Below are 18270 nucleotides of genomic sequence, written 5' to 3'. Positions count from 1 at the left end.
GGGGGGGGGGGTCGGGGGGGGGTGGTCGCGCTGTCCCCGGCGCCCCTTGGGGGCGCGGGGCTCGGCCGCGTGGGTGCGACCAGCCCCCACACCCCCGTACCCGGAACTCAGCCCTTGACGGACGCCATCCAGGCCTCGACCTCATCCGACCGGCGAGGCAGCGCCGCACTCAGGTTCCGGTTGCCGTCCTCCGTCACGAGGATGTCGTCCTCGATCCGCACCCCGATGCCCCGGTACTCCTCCGGCACGGTCAGGTCATCGGCCTGGAAGTACAGCCCGGGCTCCACGGTCAGGCACATCCCCGGCTCGAGGACACCGTCGACGTACGCCTCGACCCGCGCGGCGGCGCAGTCGTGCACGTCCATGCCGAGCATGTGCCCGGTGCCGTGCAGCGTCCAGCGCCGCTGCAGGCCCAGCTCCAGCACCCGCTCCACGGGCCCCTCGACGAGCCCCCACTCGACGAGCCGCTCGGCCAGCACCCGCTGGGCGGCGTCGTGGAAGTCGCGGTACTTCGCGCCCGGCTTCACCGCCGCGATCCCGGCTTCCTGGGCCTCGTACACGGCGTCGTAGATCTTGCGCTGGATGTCGTTGAAGCGGCCGTTGATCGGCAGCGTGCGCGTGACGTCCGCCGTGTAGTACGTGTGCGTCTCCACACCCGCGTCGAGCAGCAGCAGCTCGCCCGAGCGCACGGCTCCGTCGTTGCGCACCCAGTGCAGCGTGCAGGCGTGCGGCCCGGCCGCGGCGATCGTGCCGTAGCCGACGTCGTTGCCCTCGACGCGGGCGCGGAGGAAGAAGGTGCCCTCGATGTACCGCTCGGAGGTCGCCTCGGCCTTGTCGAGGACCTTCACCACGTCCTCGAAGCCGCGCACGGTCGAGTCGACCGCCTTCTGCAGTTCGCCGATCTCGAACTCGTCCTTGACCAGGCGCGCCTCGGAGAGGAAGACCCGCAGCTCCTCGTCCCGCTCGGCGGTGACCTTGTCGGTCAGGGCCGCCTCGATGCCGGCGTCGTACCCGCGCACGACCCGCACCGGGCCGGTGGCCTCGCGCAGGGCGCCGGCCAGCTCGCGGACGTCGGAGGCGGGGATGCCGTACAGCGTCCCGGCCTCGGTGAGGGAGTGCCGGCGGCCGACCCACAGCTCGCCCTGGCCGTCCAGCCAGAACTCGCCGTTTTCGCGGTCGGAGCGCGGCAGGAGGTAGATCGTCGCCTCGTGGCCCTCGGCCGTGGGCTCCAGGACCAGGACGCCGTCCTCGGTCTGGTTGCCGGTGAGGTAGGCGTACTCGACGGAGGCGCGGAAGGCGTACTCGGTGTCGTTCGAGCGGGTCTTCAGGTTGCCCGCGGGGATCACCAGACGCTCGCCCGGGAAGCGCGCGGACAGCGCGGCCCTGCGGGCGGCGGTCTCGGCGGCCTGGGGGATGGGCTCGAGGTCGCGCAGCTCGGTGTCGGCCCAGCCGCTCTTCATGTTCTCGGCCAGCTCGTCGGACACGCCCGGGTACAGTCCGTTCTTCCGCTGCTTGATCGGCTCTTCGCTCTCGTCCGGGGTCGCCGGTGTGAGCTCCTCGGCCACGGTCATCCTCCTCGATAACGGCACTGGACCACCGTCCACTGTACGGCGGTGGGGAAGGGGGCCCAGGGCGGTGACGAGGAGCGTTACTCGAAGCGGACCGCCAGCAGCACGACGTCCTCCGCACCGTCGGCCGCGTCCAGCCCGTCCGGCAGCACGCTCCGCAGAACGTGGTCGGCGACGGCGCCGGGCTCGCCGCGCAGGGCCCGGGGCACCGACGCCGCCGCCGCGTGCAGCCGGGCGAAAGCGCGGTCGGTGGCCTCGCCGGTGCGGTGCAGCAGCCCGTCGGTGTAGAGCAGAACCGTCTCTCCGGGCTCGGCGAGGATCTCCACGCTGGGTGCCTCCCAGCAGGCGAGCATGCCCAGCGGGGCGGAGACGGACGTCTCGACGAACTCGGTACGGCGCTGTCCGATCAGCAGCGGCGGGCTGTGCCCGGCACCGGCCAGCGTGATCTTGCGCGCGGCCGGCTCGCAGTAGCCGAACAGCGCGGTGGCCGACCGGGCCGGCTCGGTCAGCCGCAGCAGCAGCTCCAGGTCGGACAGGACGGCGACCGGATCCTCCCCCTCCATCACGGCGTACGCGCGCAGCGACGCCCGCAGCCGCCCCATCGCGGCGACCGCGCTGGGACCCGAGCCGGTGACGGATCCGACGGCCAGACCGAGGGCGGAGTCGGGCAGCGGCAGCGCGTCGTACCAGTCGCCGCCGCCGCGCGGGCCGGTGCGGTGCCGGGCCGCGAGCTGCACGCCGGGGACCCGGGGCAGCCGCGCGGGCAGCAGTTCCTCCGACATCGTGGCCATGGACGCGCGGGTGCGATCCAGTTCGAGGAGGCGGGCCAGGTGCTCGGCGGCGTACCGCGCGTAGAGCCCCGCGAGATGGCGCTGCCGCTCGCCCGGTTCGGCGGGCTCGTCGTAGAGCCAGACGGCGGCGCCGAGGCGGACGGCGGTGCCGGGGGTCAGGGGGAGGGCGTAGCTGGCGGCGTAGCCGAGGCGGGCCGCGACCTCGCGGTGGCGGGGGTCGAGCCCCTCCTGGGCGAACAGGTCGGGCTCGGCGATGCCGTCCTCGTCGCCGGGCAGCCCGTCGAGGATCCGGCCGTAGGACAGGGCACTGCGCGGCACGGTCTCGATGTGGCCGAGATCGGCGCGGGCGAGGCCCAGGCCGGTGGTGGTGTCGGGGCCGAGTCCGTCGCCGGGTTCCAGGACGACGAGGCCGCGCCGGGCACCCACCAGGGCGGCGCCGGCCCGCAGCACCTCCTGGAGCGCCTCGTCGAGCGTGGTCGTGCGGGCCAGGCGTTCGGTCAGCTCGTGCAGGGTGGTGAGGTCGGAGACCCAGCCGGCGAGCCGGTCCTGGAGCACGGCACCGGCAGGGGCCGGGGGGTTCGCGGGTACGGCCGGGGACGAGCCCGCAGCCACGGGCGCGACAGTGTGTGCGGGCGCTGGAACCGTTGAATCGATTCCGGCCACTTTCGGAGGGTGCGGAGCGTTCATGGCGTCCGGCCTTCCAACCGGCACGTACTGCTCAAAAGCATCGCAAACCCCCATGTCATTCTGCGTCGCTAGCAGTGTCTCCACATGTACACGCACTCGTGAGGAGATGTCCAGCATTGTCCTGCTGGGATTCCTGGTGTCCGTGAGATGCGAGGGAACAACTCCCCTTCCTCTTGCGGAAATGCAAAGTTGGCTTAAAACTGCCTCAGGGGACGGCTTATTGCGGTCGACTGGGGCTGCTCGACGGAGCGTCACAACGGTCGTGATGGGTACGTACTCGGTGAAGGCCAGGGGTGGTTGGGAATCACCCGGAACCTGGTGACGGAACCGGGCGTCCTATCCACCGACGACCGTGCCCCATCCTCCCGTGGCGGAGGCGGAGAGAAATACGCGCGACGGCAAACGCCATACTTCGCCACCCCCTACGCCAGTCCGTGCTTTCGACAGACGCAGTATGGGCGGGACGGCCGCGGAGGCAGCCCAAAGCTCGGCCCATAGGGGTTCCCCTTGCTTCGAGCAGGGGTGTGATGCGCCAACAGGTACGCACAGTGAAGTGATCGACACATGATGTGATGTGGACCACGGTGTTGCCAGGCGTGCAACGGAAAGGAACGAGCGCTCATGCGCGAGATCCTCGGAAGGCGACGCAGGCTCCTGCCTCAGCGCAGCGACGGGAAGCCTGAGCTGATCGACGCGGCCCTGACCTACGCGACGCAGTGGCAGTGGCCCGTACTCCCGGGCGTGGCGGCGGACCCGCAGGGGCACTCCCGCTGCAGCTGCCCCGACCCCGACTGCACGGTGCCCGGCGCGCACCCCTTCGACCCCGGCCTCCTCGCGGCGACCACCGACGGACGCATGGTGCGCTGGTGGTGGGCCAACCGGCCGGCCGCGCCCATCGTGCTGGCCACCGGCGGTCACGCGCCCTGCGCGGTCTCGCTGCCGGCCCTGGCGGCCGCCCGCGCCCTCAAGGCGCTCGACCAGACGGGCATGCGGCTCGGCCCGGTCGTCGCCTCCCCCGCCCGCTGGGCGATCCTCGTCAAGCCGTACTCCATGGAGCAGCTCGGGGAACTGCTCTACGCCAAGGACTTCGTGCCCGGCTCGCTCCGCTTCCACGGCGAGGGCGGCTACCTGGCACTGCCGCCCTCCGAGACCGGCCAGGGGGAAACCCGCTGGGAGCGCGCACCGCTGCCCGGCTCGGCCTCGCCATGGGTGCCCGATGTCGAGGCCGTGGTGGACGCCGTGGTCGAAGCGCTCACTCGTACGGGTGTGAGCGCGCCCGAGTTCTAGGGCTGTCGGGCGCGCCGAGCCCGGCGCCCGCCCGGGCGCGTTAAGTTCCGGAACCATGCGGCGTCACGCCCGGGGCCGCTCCCGGGACCCTCGAAAGATCAGACTGTTCGCCCTCGCGGGCGTCGTGGTGGCGTGCGCGATCGCACTGCCGCTGGCGGTGGCGTCCGCGGGGCCGGTGGAGTCGACGGGGGCCGGGCGCGCTGCGGTTCCGGTGGGCGCGGGCGCCCGCACATCCGATTCCGGTGCAGCCTCCCGCTCGTCCGATGCCGGTGCCGGCACCCGTTCGTCCGATTCCGGTGCCGACTCCCGCCCGTCGGGTTCCCGTTCCGGTGCCGAGTCCCGCTCGTCGGATTCCGCTGCCGTACGGCCTTCAGCGCGTGCCGACGGCAAGGCGCCCGGGGCGGCCTCCGGCGCCCCCGGCCCTCCGGCGCTCGGCCAGGGCCTGTCGACCGCCGTGCGGTGCGGTCCCGAACTCGCCTCACCTGACGGCGTCGAGGCGCAGACCTGTGTGGTGACGCAGGGGGCTGAGACGTGGGCGCGGACCTACTACCGCAATACGACGGGCGAGGCGCTGGACGCCACACTGACCCTGATGAGTCCCGGCGATCGCACCGTGCGGATGAGGTGTGCCCTCGAGGCGGGGGACGAGCCGGGAACGTGCGAGACGCCCCGGGAGCCCGCACGCGGAAAGCCGGCGGCGTACACGGCCGTCGCGGAGTTCGCCGAGCGGGGCGGACAGGGACCGTTGCTGCTGCGCTCGGGAAGCAACTAGCGCGTGGAAGCGGGTAGTTGAGGAGCTGCTGCGTTCCGTGAACGGAAGCAGAGACGCAAAGACCCGGTTGCTGGCGACGGGGGATGCACCAGCAACCGGGCTACTGGAACGGTAACAAGAGATCGGCGGTTCGCAAATTCGAACTCGCCTTTCCAGTCACCGACTGGCTTGTCCCCAACGGGAGTTGTGACCCAAAGGGGTGCCGGAGGCGGCCGGCCCGGGGGCCGGCCGGCGCGATCCCGGAGCGGGCGTCAGCTGAGCGTGACCTGCCGGTTGGTGAGACCGCCGCGGGCGCGGCGCTCGTCCGCGGTGAGCGGCGCGTCCGTCGCCAGGGCGGCGGCCAGACGCTCGGCGAACTCCGCGGCGGGCTTCTCCACGTCCTCGGCGGTGACCCCGCTCGGCAGGTCCCACACCGGCACCGTGAGCCCGTGAGCGCGGAAGGACCCCACCAGGCGGGTGCCCTCGCCGAGGCTGGAACGGCCCGCGGCGTGCAGCCGGGCGAGGGCGTCCAGCAGCAGCTCCTCGGCGTGCGGCATGACCCACCGCAGGTGGTTCTTCTCCGGCGTCTCGCACCAGTACGCGGCGTCCACGCCCTGGAGCTTGACGGTCGGGATGGCCGCGGCGTTGGCCCGCTCCAGGGAGGCGGTCACGTCGGGCGTGGCGTTCTCCGGGTCCGGCACCCAGAACTCGAAGCCGCTGTGCACTTCTGGCTCGAAGGCGCCCTCGGGGTCGAGGAGATCCTGCAGCCGCGGACTGTCGGCCGGGGCGCGGCGCCCCTGGACGGGCGTGCCGGGCTGGGCCTCCAGGGCGCGCTGGAGGGTGTCGGCGAGGTCGCGGCTGATGTCGCCGGAGGAGGTGTCGTTCTGCAGGCCGAGCAGGACCGAGCCGTCGTCGCGGCGCAGTGCCGGCCATGCCATGGGAAGGACCGTGGCCAGGGTGACCGCCGGGACGCCCTCGGGCAGGCCGCCCTTGAGGGTCAGTCCGACCGTGGCCGCCGGGACCAGCTCGCGCAGCGCCACCCAGTCGCACTCGCCGGGCAGACCCTCGAAGGGGCGGTGCACCAGCTCGGTGGCGGCGTGCGAGGCGGCCCGGCCGTGACAGGCCTTGTAGCGGCGGCCGCTGCCGCAGGGGCAGGGCTCACGGGCGCCGACGACCGGAACGTCTCCCTCAGCACCTGCGGTGCGGGCCCCGCCCGTGGTCTGCGGGCGCTTGGCCTTCGTCTGGGGTCGCTTCTTGGCCATCGATGGGTCTCCCGGTTACGGCTCGTCTCGTACGGTCGCGAGCCTAGCCGTTCGTGCCCCGGGCCACGGGGTCCTGTGGACAACACCCGCCCCGCGCGGCGTACGCGCTCGGCCCCCTCGGTCACCGTCCCGGCCGGTTCCTGCCCCCGTCGGCCCCGGTCCCCGCCGGTTCCCTCCACCGTCGGCCTCGGCCCCCGCGCGTCTCGGTCCTGGCCGGTCCCAGTCCTGGTCGCTCGCAGCCTGACCGGTCCGGGTTCCGGTCGGGGTCAGTCCATGTCCTCGAAGGCGTCCGTGAAGTCCAGCCCGGGTATCTGGGAGACGGCGGGGGCGGCGACGCGTGTCGCGAAGTCGTCGCGGCGGTGGCCGGCGTCCGGATCGTGCACGTCGTCGTGGACGATGACCCACACGGTGACCTCACCGCGGATGTCGTCCCGTACGCCCCAGTCGTCGGCGAGGGCGCTGATGATGTTCAGCCCGCGGCCGCCGTGCGCCGTGACCGACGGGGTCGCGGGGGCGGGGCGGGTCGGGCCGCCGCCGTCCGTGACCTCCACGACGAGCCGGCCGGCCGGCTCCACGCGCCACGCGGCTCGGACGTCACCGTCGCCGGACAGCGCGTCGCCCAGGGGTCTGCCGTGCTTGCACGCGTTGCTCAAGAGTTCGGAAAGGATCAGTACGGCGTCGTCGATGACCGATTCCGCGACTCCACCGCCGCGCAACTGCGTACGCATCCGGTGTCGCGCTTCCCCCACGCCCGCAGGGCCATGGGGAACGGCCATGCTCGACGACGTGGGCACCTCCTGTGCCACCACCAACGCCACCCCCGAGACCTCCTTCGCCCCACGCCACGGTGTGGATGCCCCATTGGCCTGTACCGGAAACCGGCCAATCCACGCCCGGTGACGCATTCACCACGACCGAATACGGATCGAACGCGCCGGAGCACTCCCTGTCACCATTGGCTGGAAATCATCGGTGTGGCGGAGAAGGGAGGATCCCGCCCGGAACGGTGCGGGGTCAAGAGGTGTGCTTGGGTCTGGTGGGGCGTGAGAGGTCGTCGCGCTGGGGCCGGACGTCAGCGGCCGAGCTGGTCCAGCACCGCGCGCGGCCGGTTGGTGATGATGGCGTCGACTCCCAGCTCCACGCAGCGCTCGACGTCCCCGGGCTCGTTCACGGTCCACACGTGCACCTGGTGGCCGGCCTGCTTCAGCCGCTCGATGTACGTGGGGTGGTTGCGCACGATGCGGATGGAGGGGCCCGCGATCCGCACGCCCGGCGGCAGCCGTCCGTCGCGCAGCCGGGGTGAGACGAACTGCGTCAGGTGGACCGTCGGAAGCGTCGGTGAGGCGGCACGCACGCGGTGCAGTGAGCGGGCCGAGAAGCTCATGACCCGTACCTGCGACTCGGCGGCGGCGACCGGGGCGTCGAGGCCGAACCGCTTCAGCAGGTCCAGCAGCCGGTCCTCGACCTGCCCGGCCCAGCGTGTGGGGTGCTTGGTCTCGATGGCCAGTTCCACGTGGCGCCCGGCGTCGGAGACGAGTTCCAGCAGCCGCTCCAGGGTGAGCACGGACGTCGCCTCGCGGTCCTCGGGGCGGTGCTCCCAGTCGGGCTCCTCGTCGCGCCCCTTCCAGGCCTCGCCCGTCTTCCAGGAGCCGAAGTCCAGGGCGGCGAGGTCGGCCAGCTCCAGTGCGGAGACCGCGCCGCGGCCGTTGGACGTACGGTTGATCCGGCGGTCGTGGACACACACCAGGTGGCCGTCGGCGGTCAGGCGCACATCGCATTCGAGGGCGTCCGCGCCGTCCTCGATGGCCTTGGTGTACGCGGCCAGGGTGTGTTCCGGGGCGTCCTCGGAGGCTCCGCGGTGGGCGACGACTTGAATCACGTGCTGTCGTGCGTGGGTCACCGCGTCATGGTGCCACCGAGTGCGGGTACGCGTCCGGTCGGACGGACTCGACGGAGACGCAGGTCCGGACGGAGGCATTGGGATTGCATCCTTTTCGCCGGTAATGACCTATGTAAAGAATGGCCTCGGACGCACAGGCACTGCTTATGGTGCCCTGACGGCCGGTGGGAAAAGCTGACGGCATACAAAGGGACAAGCTCAGCTGTATCGCGCCGGACCCGTCGACCGGCGTGAAAGAGCGTGAACGCATGCGACCCGGAAACGGCCGTGGATCTAGGAGAGAAGCTGTGAGCACCGAGAACGAGGGCACCGCGGTACCCCCCGCCCCGTCAGCACCCCCCGTGCCGGTGGACGCTCCCGCTGCCTCGGCCCCCCAGGGACAGGCCCCCCAGGGGCCGCCTTACGGACAGGACGCCCAGGGGCAGGCCCCCCAGGGACAGGGTGGCCCCGGCCCCGGCCACCCCGGCTCCTCTTCCGCCCCCGACCCGTCCTGGCCCCCGCCCCCGCCGCCGGCCGCCCCGTACGGCGACGGCGGTTCCGGGTCCGGAGCGGGCGGCTGGGGTGCGTCGTACCAGCAGCCGGCGCCGGCGTCCGGTCGCAGGCGCGGCGGTCTGGTCGCCGCGGTGCTGGCGGCCGCGCTGGTCGCGGGCGGCGTGGGCGGCGGACTCGGGTACGTGCTGGCGAAGGACAACGACGAGAGCACCGGTTCGACGACGGTCTCCGCCTCCTCGAACGGCGGCGACGTCAAGCGCGACCCGGGCACGACCGCGGGTGTCGCCGCCAAGGCGCTGCCGAGCACAGTCACGATCGAGGCCGAGAGCACCAGCGGCGAGGGCGGCACCGGCACGGGCTTCGTCTTCGACAAGCAGGGCCACATCGTCACCAACAACCACGTCGTGGCGGACGCGGTGGACGGCGGCAAGCTCACGGCGACCTTCCCCACCGGCAAGAAGTACGACGCCGAGGTGGTCGGTCACGCGCAGGGCTACGACGTGGCGGTCATCAAGCTCAAGGACGCCCCCTCCGACCTGAAGCCGCTCACCCTCGGCGACTCGGACAAGGTGGCCGTCGGCGACTCGACCATCGCGATCGGCGCCCCGTTCGGCCTGTCCGACACGGTGACGACGGGCATCATCAGCGCCAAGAACCGCCCGGTGGCCTCCAGCGACGGCAGCGGCAGCCAGGCGTCGTACATGAGCGCCCTGCAGACCGACGCGTCGATCAACCCGGGCAACTCCGGCGGTCCGCTCCTGGACGCGCAGGGCAATGTCATCGGCATCAACTCCGCGATCCAGTCCACCGGCAACGGCGGCTTCGGCACGGGGCAGTCGGGCTCGATCGGTCTGGGCTTCGCGATCCCGATCAACCAGGCCAAGTACGTCGCCCAGGAGCTGATCAAGAACGGCAAGCCGGTGTACGCGAAGATCGGCGCGTCCGTGTCCCTGGATGACGGCTCCGACGGTGCGCAGATCACCGACCAGGGCGCGGGCGGCGCGGCACCGGTCGAGCCTGGCGGCCCGGCGGCCAAGGCGGGCCTCAAGCCGGGCGACGTCATCACCAAGCTCGACGACCGGGTGATCGACTCCGGCCCGACCCTGATCGGCGAGATCTGGACCCACCAGCCCGGCGACAAGGTCACGATCACCTACGAGCGCGGCGGCAAGCAGCACACGGTCGACGTCACGCTCGGTTCCCGCGTCGGCGACAACTGACCCCCACCCGCCCGCGCCGACCCGTTACCCTTGTCCCCGCGCCGCCGATCACGGCCGGCGCGGGGAGGTGTGCCCGAGCGGCCGAAGGGAACGGTCTTGAAAACCGTCGTGGCAGCGATGTCACCGTGGGTTCAAATCCCACCGCCTCCGCGCAGGTCATAGATATTGCAGTTCAGAAGGGGTGTCTCTCGTCAGAGGCACCCCTTCTGCATGGGTCCTGTCTCACCTTGATCCGGCTCTGTCGCGTTGTGGATCACTACGTGTGGACCAGGCGTGGACCAGATCTCCAACTCTCTCCGAGGTCCCGGCGTATCCCACGGCCTCGACTTCCTGACGATCGCACTCCGACGGCAGGCTTGAGCGTTTTCACCCTGCCGTCGGCCCGCCCTGCAGATCCTGCACCTGCGGTCTGCACTCACGTCGCCACAGCGTCTGACCGGACCTGAGTCCCACCGCTCTAGGCTTCTTCGCCATGACCGCAGGCTAGCCAGCGCACCAGTGAGTCGAACACCGATTTCCCGCCCGCACCCTCCCAGCAAGAGAGGCCTCTTTCCGGAGAAGGGCAACGGCAACCCGCTTTCCCTAGTCTTCGCTCTCGGGATCCCACCACGCAGGAGTGTCATGACGAACACCAAGGCCCGTACCGCGGCGCTGATCACCCCCGTCGGGCAGGAAGCGCAGGACGAGGCGAGGGCGCTGGTCGCGGACGGCCGTACGGGCAAGGCCGTCCGGAGGCTGCGCCGGGGCTCCTGGCTCAAGCGGGGCCCGGCGCGGGAGGCCGTGGAGATGCTGGCCGGCGGGCGGACGCTGCCCACGAGCCACGGCCAGGCGCTGGACGCCCTGCGCCGGCTCGATGCCGCCCTCGTCGAGGAGTTGAGCGCGCTGCTCGACGACGGTCAGCAGATCGCCGCGGTGAAGCTGCTGCGCGAGCGGACCGGTGTCGATCTCGCCGGTGGCTATCACCTCGTTCTCGAACTGGACGGCCACCGGCCGGGTACGCGGTGAGGATTACGATCACCGGGGTGTGCCGGTCGGAGAAGGGTGGGTGAGCGCCCAGTGAGTCGGCGCGTCGTCGTCGTCACCGCCGTGCACGGCCCCCACGCCCGCTTCCTGCCGGAGGCCTACGCGTCGTTGTGCGCGCAGCGGCTTCCCGAGGGCTGGGAGTGGCACTGGGTCGTGCAGGAGGACGGGGAGAGCGACGGCGTCAGACCGTATGTACCCACCACGGACGCCCGGGTGACGTTCCGGCAGGGGCGGGCCGGGGGGCCCGGGGTCGCCAGGACCATGGCGCTGGCACACGGGGACGGGGCGTACGTGAAGGTTCTCGACGCCGACGACCGGTTGACGCCGGGCGCGCTCGCGCGGGACCTCGACGTGCTGGAGCGGGACCCGGAGCTCGGCTGGGTCACCTCGCGGGTGCTCGACCTCATGCCGGACGGGTCGACCGTCGGCTTCCCCGGCGATCCCGACCAGGGGCCGATCGAGCGCGGGGCCGTGCTCGCGCACTGGAAGGCCAACGGCTTCCTCGCGCAGGTGCATCCCGCCTCGCTCTGCGTGCGGCGGGAGTTGCTGCTCGCGCTGGGCGGATGGATGGCGCTGCCCGCGTCGGAGGACACGGGGCTGTTGCTGGCGCTGAACGCGGTGAGCCGGGGTTGGTTCTCGCGGGAGGTGGGCCTGCTGTACCGGAAGTGGGACGGGCAGGTCACCGGACAGGCGGCCCACACCGACCGGGCCGAGCGCGAGGTGCGGATGGCCGTGGTGGAGGCCAGGGCCAGGGCGTTGTCCCGGCTCCGGTGGGGTGCGCCGGCCGCGCTATGAGAGCAGCTCGGTCTGCGCGCGGGACGTCGGCGCCAGGTCGTGTCGGGTGTACCACTCCGTGCCGAGCAGCCGTTGCCGTTCGGCCGCGGGGAGGGCGGCGATCAGGCCCGGCGCCGCTCCCCGTGCCACCTCCGTGCGGTGGGCCAGGATCGCCTGGATCTTCCGGTCCAGCCAGGGGGTGACGTCGACGGTGGCGGTGACGTGTTCGTCGGGGACCGTGCGCACCGCCTTGCCCACGGCGGCCAGATGCCCGCCCCAGACCCGGGCGGCCGAGTGGGGGTGCGTGGCCAGGTACAGGGCGCTCGGCCGCCAGGGCGCTCCCGCGTCCGGGTAGAGGCGTTCCAGGCCGGCGGCGTGGACCGCGAGGGCGGTCACGCGGTGGGTATGCACATGGTCCTCGTGGCCGGTCAGGTTGCCGTAGGCGTCGTGGGTGACGACGATCTCCGGGCGGACGTCGCGCAGGTGCGCGACCAGTTCTCCCACCGCCACGTCCAGCGGTACGTCACACCAGCGCGGCCTGCCCGGGGCCGAGTGCGGGACGCGGGAGTCGGCGTGACCCAGCATGCGGGGCGGGCCCGCGCCCAGGACGCGGAGCGCCTCGGCGAGTTCCGCGGCGCGCCGGCTGTCCGCCGACCAGGTCGCGGTGACGACCGCGGTGCGCGCGCCCGCGGACGCGTGGCGGGCGAGGGTGCCGCCCGCTGTCAGGGACTCGTCGTCGGGGTGGGCGAAGACCGCGAGCAGGCTCGGTGGCGTCATCGCCTCTCGTTACGGCCGGTCCGGCGCCGACTGCGGCGCCCCGGTGATGCGGATCGCCTGGCTCGGGCACTTCTCCGCCGCCTCCAGGACCTCGGGATCCTCGCCCGTCTCCTCGCGTCCCGGCCGGACGACCCCGAAGTCGTCGATGAACTCGAAGACGGCCGGGACCCGGTGGGCGCACTCGCCGGAGCCGTAGCAGAGGTCGCGGTCCACGAAGACCTTCATGTGTCTGTTCGTCCCCCTCCTGACGGCATCGGCGCCTAGCGGCCGTCCGGAGTTGACTGCCCAGCGGGGCACCGGCTGAACCGGCCCGGCTAGCGCGCGCTCCCGGCGGCCGCCAGCCAGTGGGCGACCCGGCGTACGGCGGCCTCGTCGAGGTGTTCCACCAACGCCCGGACGGTCGTGTCGTCCTCGGGGGAGAGGTCGTAGAGCCCCGCCTTGCTCAGGCCCGCCATGAGGACCTGGTGGCGGCGGCCGGTCATCCGTTCCGCCAGTCCGGCCGGTTCGGCGGGGGAGGGCCCGGGGTCCGGCTGCGCAACCGCGGTCTGCTCCAGCGAGGTGTCGAACCGGTGCCACGCGCCGTCCTTCGGCCCCCACAGGGCGACGGCCACCTCGTCGCCCCGGGCGCGCAGGGTCTGGGTCATCTCGCCGAGGGCGTACAGCACGGGCGCGCGGTGGGGCGATTGGGCGGCCGTCCGCCAGGATCCCTCGGCAGGCCGGTAGAACAGCGCGACCCAGCGCGGAGCACCCTGCGGTCGTGGGCTCTCGGGACGTGACTCCACTGCGCTCACCCCTGTACGTCGCTGATGCGTCGTCCGGCCTCTGCTCGCGCCTCGCTCGTCGGTGCTCGTTTACGTGCTCGCTCCGTGCTCGTTCCGTGCTGGAACGTCGTTCCCGGAGCGCTCGTCCATCGCTCTGTGAGCGGTACGGCAGGGCGACCATAGCTGACGGTTCGTCAGTTTTCCAGCGTGGTCCGAAGGGTGGGGTACGCCGCGTGCCAGGACGGTCCGAGGGTGGGGCACACGAATTCCGGGATTGCGTGCCGGGGTGCCGGGGAGGATCACCACATCGTCCGGCACCGGTCCCTCCCCTCGTGGGGACCGGTACCGAACGGTGGAGCCTCGTCGTCCGGTTCGGACGGAAGCCGGCCGCACGGGTGCGCCGCTGCGTCCGGATCCACGTCCGGATCCTGCCATTTCCGGCCATGGAGGAGGAGGTTCCGGTGCCCATCGGACGGCATCGCCGCAGGTCAGCGATATAGAGTGAGTTTTCCGGTCCGGACGTCCAGGCGTGGAAGTAAGGAGCTGAGACCTTGAGTTCCGACTCGGGGGCACGCACCGCCTTCGCGGAACGCCTCGCACTGCTGTACAAGGAAGCCGGCAACCCCCCTCTCAAGCGGGTGTCCGAGGCGGTCGTCCGGCTCCAGCGGGTCGACGAACGCGGGCGGCCCGTGCGGGTGTCCGCGCAGCGCATCAGCGACTGGCGCCGGGCCCGGAACGTCCCGGCCCAGTTCCCCGCCCTCGCGGCGGTGCTGCACGTACTGATCCCCGACGCGCGGCGCTCGCGGCCCACGCCGGTCTCCCCCGGTCTGTACGACCTCGGCCAGTGGCAGCGGCTGTGGGAACGCGCGGTGGCGAACCCGGTCGGTGAGCGCCCGGCGCCCTCCGCGACCGAGGAGCGGCCCGCGGACGAGTCCGCGTCGACGCCGGGCGGGGTGTGCCCGTACCGGGGGCTGGCCTCCTACCGCCGGGAGGACGCCCGGTGGTTCTTCGGCCGGGAGCGGAGCACGGACGCGCTCGTCACACAGCTCGGGGCCGTCGCGGGCACGGGCGGCCTGGTCATGCTCGTGGGCGCGTCGGGCGCGGGGAAGTCCTCCCTGCTGAACGCCGGCCTGGTGCCCGCTCTGCGGGACGGCGCGCTGGGCGGTGACGACGGTGACGACGGCGACGGCAGCGAGGGGAACGGCCGGCCTCGAGAGGTCGTACAGCTCGTACCGGGAAGTGATCCGCTGGCGGAGCTGGTCCGGTGCATCCCCGAGCTGGCCTCCGTCGTCCCGGTCTCACGAGCACGACCGGGCGCCGCCTCCGCAGCGAGCCCCGGACCCATGCCCCAAGGAGCCCCCGGGCCCGCGCCCCAACCAGGCCCCGAGCTCACGCCCGCAGGAAACCCCGGGCCCGCCCCCGGAGGACCCGGGCCCATGCCCGCGGGAAACCCCGGGCCCGCGTCCGCGGGAAACCCCGGGCCCGCGTCCGCAGGAAACCCCGGGCGCGCGCCCGCAGGAAACCCCGGGCCCGCCCCCGGAGGACCCGGGCCCATGCCCGCGGGAAACCCCGGGCCCGCGCCCGCGGGAAACCCCGGGCCCGCGCCCGCAGCAGACCCCGGGCCCCCGCCCCCACCGGCAGGGCACCGCGCGCCGCACCCACCCCCCGTTCCACCCTCCGTTCCACCAGCCCCGGCACCCACCCCCACCCCCGCCCCCGTGCCCTTCGCCGACGCCGTTCGTGCCGCCGTCGGTGGTTGGGCCCGGCGGGAAGCAGCCGGCGGGGCCCGTCCGGTCGTGATCGTGGACCAGTTCGAGGAGACGTTCACCCTCTGCCCCGACGAGGCGGACCGGCGGGCGTTCATCGAGGTCCTGCACGCCGCCTGCTCACCCGCCGGTCCCGGCCGACCGGCCCCGGCCCTCGTGGTGCTGGGCATACGCGCCGACTTCTACGACCGCTGCCTGAGGTACCCGGAGCTCGCCGACGCGCTCCAGCACCGGCACATGGTGCTCGGGCCGCTGACCACCGCGGAGCTGCGCGAGGCGGTGAACGGACCGGCCAAGGCCGTCGGCCTGGAGCTGGAACCGGGGCTGGCGGAGCTGATCGTCCGGGAGGTCAGCGCCGACGGCCCGGGCGGGGCGCACGACGCCGGTGTGCTGCCGCTCCTCTCGCACGCCCTGCTCGCCACCTGGCAGCGCCGGAAGGCGGGCCGGCTCACCCTGGCCGGCTACCGCGCGGCCGGCGGCATCCAGGGAGCGGTCGCGGCCACCGCCGAACGGGCCTGGACCGGCCTCGACCCGGCCGCGCGCACCGCCGCCCGGCTGCTGCTGCTCCGCCTGGTACGGCTGGGCGAGGACACCCAGGCCACCCGCCGCCGCGGAACCCGGCGGCAGCTCGCCGAGGAGTCGGCCGACCCCGGCAAGACCGAGGAGTCCCTCGAAACGCTGGTCCGCGCCCGGCTGGTGACGCTCGACGCGGAGACCGTGGAGATCACCCACGAGGCGCTGCTGCACGCCTGGCCGCGGCTGCGCGACTGGATCGACGAGGACCGGCAGGGCAACCTGCTGCGCCAGCGCCTGGAGGAGGACGGCCGGGCCTGGGAGGAGTCGAACCGCGACACGTCCCTGCTCTACCGGGGCTCCCGCCTGGAGCAGGCCCACGGCTGGGCGAGGTCCGCCGGAGACACGTTCCTGACCCGCAGCGCCGTGGAGTTCCTGGCCGCCTCGGTCCGGCTGCGCAGGCGGATCATCTGGATCAGCCGGGGCGCGGTGGCGACGCTGGTCGTCCTGGCGATGCTGGCCGCCGGGTCGGCCGTGGTCGCCTGGAAGCAGCGGGACGAGGCCGTCTTCGAGCAGGTACTCGCCCAGTCCGACCGCCTCCAGGACACCGATCCGTCGCTGTCCGCGCAGCTCGACCTGGTCGCCCACGGGCTGCGGCCGGACGACAAGGGCGCGAACAGCCGCCTGATCTCCATCGTGAACGCCCCGCTCTCCAGGCCCCTCACGGGCCACACGGGTGCCGTCTACCTCACGACCTTCAGCCCGGACGGACGGGTCCTGGCCACGGCCAGCTACGACCGGACGGTACGGCTGTGGGACGTCGCCGATCCCAAGCGCCCCAAGCCCCTGGGCAAGCCCCTGACCGGGCACACGAGCTGGGTGAGCAGCGCGGTGTTCAGCCCGGACGGCCGGACGCTGGCCAGCGCCTCCGACGACGGCACGATCCGGCTGTGGGACGTGTCCGATCCCGCGCACCCGACCTCGCTCGGCAGGCCCCTGACCGGCCATGGCGGCACGATCTACCTGATCGCCTTCAGCCCGGACGGGCGCACGCTGGCCTCCGCCGGGGACGACCGCACCGTCCGGCTGTGGAGCGTGGGCGACCCGCGCCGGGCGCGGGCCCTGGGCGAGCCCCTGACCGGGCACAGGGCGGCCGTGCGCTCGGTGGCGTTCGGCCCGGACGGCCGCACGCTGGCCGCGGGGGGCGACGACGGCACGATCCGGCTGTGGGACGTGTCCGACCCCGCGCGTCCGGAACCGGCCGGGACGCCGCTGACCGGCCACACCACCACCGTGCACTCCGTGGCCTTCAGCCCCGACGGCCGGACGCTCGCCAGCGGCAGCGCGGACGGCACCGTACGCCTGTGGAACATGGCCGGTCCGGGCCGTCCGGCCCCGGTCGGCGCGCCGCTGACCGGCCACACCGGGCCGGTCTGGTCCGTGGCCTTCAGCCCCGACGGGAACATGCTCGCCGCGGCGAGCGCGGACAGCACCGCGAGCCTGTGGAGGGTCAGCGATCCGCAGTACCCCTCGCAGGTCGGCGCGCCCCTCGCGGGCAGCAGCGGGGAGATGTACGCGCTCGGCTTCAGCCCCGACGGCCGCACCCTCGCGACCGGGGCGGGTGACAACAAGGTCCGTCTGTGGTCGCTGCCGACATCGGACATGACCGGCCGGACCGGGGTGTTCCGGCCGGACGGGCGCCTGCTCGCGACGGCGGCACGGGACGGGCGGATCCGGCTGTGGGACGTGCGGACGCCCGGCAGGCCGGCGCGGATCGGTGAACCGTTCCGCCCGGGCAAGGGCGACGTGCGCTCCCTGGAGTTCTCCCCGGACGGCCGCACCCTCGCGGTCGTGACGGGCGAGAGGGTGGTGGAGCTGTGGAACCTCGGCGACCCCGAACACCCCGTCCGCCACGGCTCTCCCGCCCGCCTGCGCATCCGGTACGCCGACCCCCTGGCGTTCAGCCCGGACGGGAAGGTCCTGGCCACCGCCTACGACGACCGCACCATCCGGCTGTGGAACATCCGCGACCCGGCCCGGCCGCGCCCGATCGGCAGCCCCCTCACCGGTCACAAGGGCTACGTCAATCACCTCGTGTTCAGCCCGGACGGCCGGACGCTCGCCAGCGGCAGTGCGGACGGCACGATCCGGCTGTGGAACATGGCCGACCCCGGTCGGGTGACCCTGATCGGGGCACCTCTGAGGGGCCACCTCGGAGCGGTCAACGCGCTCGCCTACAGCCGCGACGGCCACACGCTGGCCAGCGCCGGCGACGACAACTCCGTCCGGCTCTGGGACATCACGGACCCCGCCGAAGCCTCCCAGGAGGCGCTGCTCACGGGTCACACGGAGGCGGTCGTGTCGCTGACGTTCAGCCGCGACGGCCGCACCCTGGCCAGCGGCGGCAACGACAGCACCGTCCGGCTGTGGAACGTGGCCGACCCCTCGCACGCCACCGCGATCGGCCAGTCGATGAGCCCCAACTCCACGACCGGCACCTTCCTCTCGTTCAGCCCGAACAGCCACACGCTGGGGGTGTCGAGCGGTGCGGACACCATCCGGCTCTGGAACCTCGACGTCGGCACGGCCGTCCGCCGTATCTGCGCGATGACCCGGGGCGTGCTGACGCAGGACGTCTGGCGGGAGTACCTGCCCCGGCTCTCCTACGACCCGCCGTGCGACGACTGACACGACCGGT

The 18270-nt window shown here is 73.0% G+C and carries 14 protein-coding genes and 1 tRNA gene; 7 read left to right on the top strand and 8 right to left on the bottom strand.

The window, feature by feature from the left end; all coding sequences use genetic code 11:
* Positions 1 to 107: 107 nt before the first annotated feature.
* Together AB0F04_RS29265 and AB0F04_RS29260 are read right to left on the bottom strand one after the other, a co-directional pair.
* Complete coding sequence (locus tag AB0F04_RS29265) at positions 108 to 1571, bottom strand: aminopeptidase P family protein (RefSeq protein ID WP_362046647.1); 1464 nt, start codon at positions 1569 to 1571, stop codon at positions 108 to 110.
* Positions 1572 to 1648: 77 nt separating this feature from the next.
* Complete coding sequence (locus AB0F04_RS29260) at positions 1649 to 3163, bottom strand: PP2C family protein-serine/threonine phosphatase (RefSeq protein WP_362046645.1); 1515 nt, start codon at positions 3161 to 3163, stop codon at positions 1649 to 1651.
* Between the two features lie 504 nt (positions 3164 to 3667).
* On the opposite strand from AB0F04_RS29260, the gene AB0F04_RS29255 reads away from it, so the two are divergent.
* Positions 3668 to 4333: a bifunctional DNA primase/polymerase gene (locus AB0F04_RS29255; RefSeq protein ID WP_362046642.1), complete on the top strand. Its 666-nt coding sequence runs from the start codon at positions 3668 to 3670 to the stop codon at positions 4331 to 4333.
* Positions 4334 to 4388: 55 nt separating this feature from the next.
* On the top strand, positions 4389 to 5105 hold the full coding sequence (locus AB0F04_RS29250) for a hypothetical protein (RefSeq protein ID WP_362046639.1): 717 nt from the start codon (positions 4389 to 4391) through the stop codon (positions 5103 to 5105).
* A gap of 251 nt (positions 5106 to 5356) precedes the next feature.
* On the opposite strand, the gene AB0F04_RS29245 is transcribed toward AB0F04_RS29250, so the two are convergent.
* The 3 genes from AB0F04_RS29245 to AB0F04_RS29235 all read right to left on the bottom strand — a co-directional run bounded on the left by AB0F04_RS29245 (position 5357) and on the right by AB0F04_RS29235 (position 8246).
* Complete coding sequence (locus AB0F04_RS29245; protein ID WP_362046636.1) at positions 5357 to 6346, bottom strand: DUF5926 family protein; 990 nt, start codon at positions 6344 to 6346, stop codon at positions 5357 to 5359.
* A gap of 266 nt (positions 6347 to 6612) precedes the next feature.
* Positions 6613 to 7251: an ATP-binding protein gene (locus AB0F04_RS29240; RefSeq protein WP_362046633.1), complete on the bottom strand. Its 639-nt coding sequence runs from the start codon at positions 7249 to 7251 to the stop codon at positions 6613 to 6615.
* Positions 7252 to 7418: 167 nt separating this feature from the next.
* Positions 7419 to 8246: a glycerophosphodiester phosphodiesterase gene (locus AB0F04_RS29235; protein ID WP_362046630.1), complete on the bottom strand. Its 828-nt coding sequence runs from the start codon at positions 8244 to 8246 to the stop codon at positions 7419 to 7421.
* A 287-nt stretch (positions 8247 to 8533) separates the two neighbouring features.
* Here AB0F04_RS29235 and AB0F04_RS29230 point away from each other — a divergent pair, with 287 nt between their 5' ends.
* From AB0F04_RS29230 to AB0F04_RS29215, 4 genes are all read left to right on the top strand, one after another.
* Positions 8534 to 9958, top strand: coding sequence for a trypsin-like peptidase domain-containing protein (locus AB0F04_RS29230; protein ID WP_362046627.1), 1425 nt, complete (start codon positions 8534 to 8536; stop codon positions 9956 to 9958).
* Positions 9959 to 10021: 63 nt separating this feature from the next.
* Positions 10022 to 10108 (top strand) — tRNA-Ser (locus AB0F04_RS29225).
* A gap of 471 nt (positions 10109 to 10579) precedes the next feature.
* The gene (locus AB0F04_RS29220) at positions 10580 to 10963 is read left to right on the top strand and encodes a hypothetical protein (RefSeq protein WP_362046624.1); all 384 of its coding nucleotides are present in this window, start codon (positions 10580 to 10582) and stop codon (positions 10961 to 10963) included.
* Between the two features lie 51 nt (positions 10964 to 11014).
* On the top strand, positions 11015 to 11776 hold the full coding sequence (locus AB0F04_RS29215; protein ID WP_362046621.1) for a glycosyltransferase family 2 protein: 762 nt from the start codon (positions 11015 to 11017) through the stop codon (positions 11774 to 11776).
* On the opposite strand, the gene AB0F04_RS29210 is transcribed toward AB0F04_RS29215, so the two are convergent.
* From AB0F04_RS29210 to AB0F04_RS29200, 3 genes are all read right to left on the bottom strand, one after another.
* A complete protein-coding gene (locus tag AB0F04_RS29210) occupies positions 11771 to 12532 on the bottom strand; it encodes a PIG-L deacetylase family protein (RefSeq protein ID WP_362046618.1) in 762 nt (253 codons plus the stop codon). The genes AB0F04_RS29215 and AB0F04_RS29210 overlap by 6 nt on opposite strands.
* A gap of 9 nt (positions 12533 to 12541) precedes the next feature.
* On the bottom strand, positions 12542 to 12757 hold the full coding sequence (locus tag AB0F04_RS29205; RefSeq protein WP_362046615.1) for a ferredoxin: 216 nt from the start codon (positions 12755 to 12757) through the stop codon (positions 12542 to 12544).
* Between the two features lie 89 nt (positions 12758 to 12846).
* The gene (locus AB0F04_RS29200; protein WP_362046612.1) at positions 12847 to 13314 is read right to left on the bottom strand and encodes a hypothetical protein; all 468 of its coding nucleotides are present in this window, start codon (positions 13312 to 13314) and stop codon (positions 12847 to 12849) included.
* A 530-nt stretch (positions 13315 to 13844) separates the two neighbouring features.
* On the opposite strand from AB0F04_RS29200, the gene AB0F04_RS29195 reads away from it, so the two are divergent.
* On the top strand, positions 13845 to 18260 hold the full coding sequence (locus AB0F04_RS29195; RefSeq protein WP_362046609.1) for a WD40 repeat domain-containing protein: 4416 nt from the start codon (positions 13845 to 13847) through the stop codon (positions 18258 to 18260).
* Positions 18261 to 18270: the final 10 nt, after the last annotated feature.

Origin of the sequence: Streptomyces sp. NPDC029041 (assembly GCF_040637515.1) — a bacterium.
In the GTDB taxonomy this organism is placed as follows: Bacteria; Actinomycetota; Actinomycetes; order Streptomycetales; family Streptomycetaceae; genus Streptomyces.
This window is presented reverse-complemented; position numbering and strand designations above follow the sequence as displayed.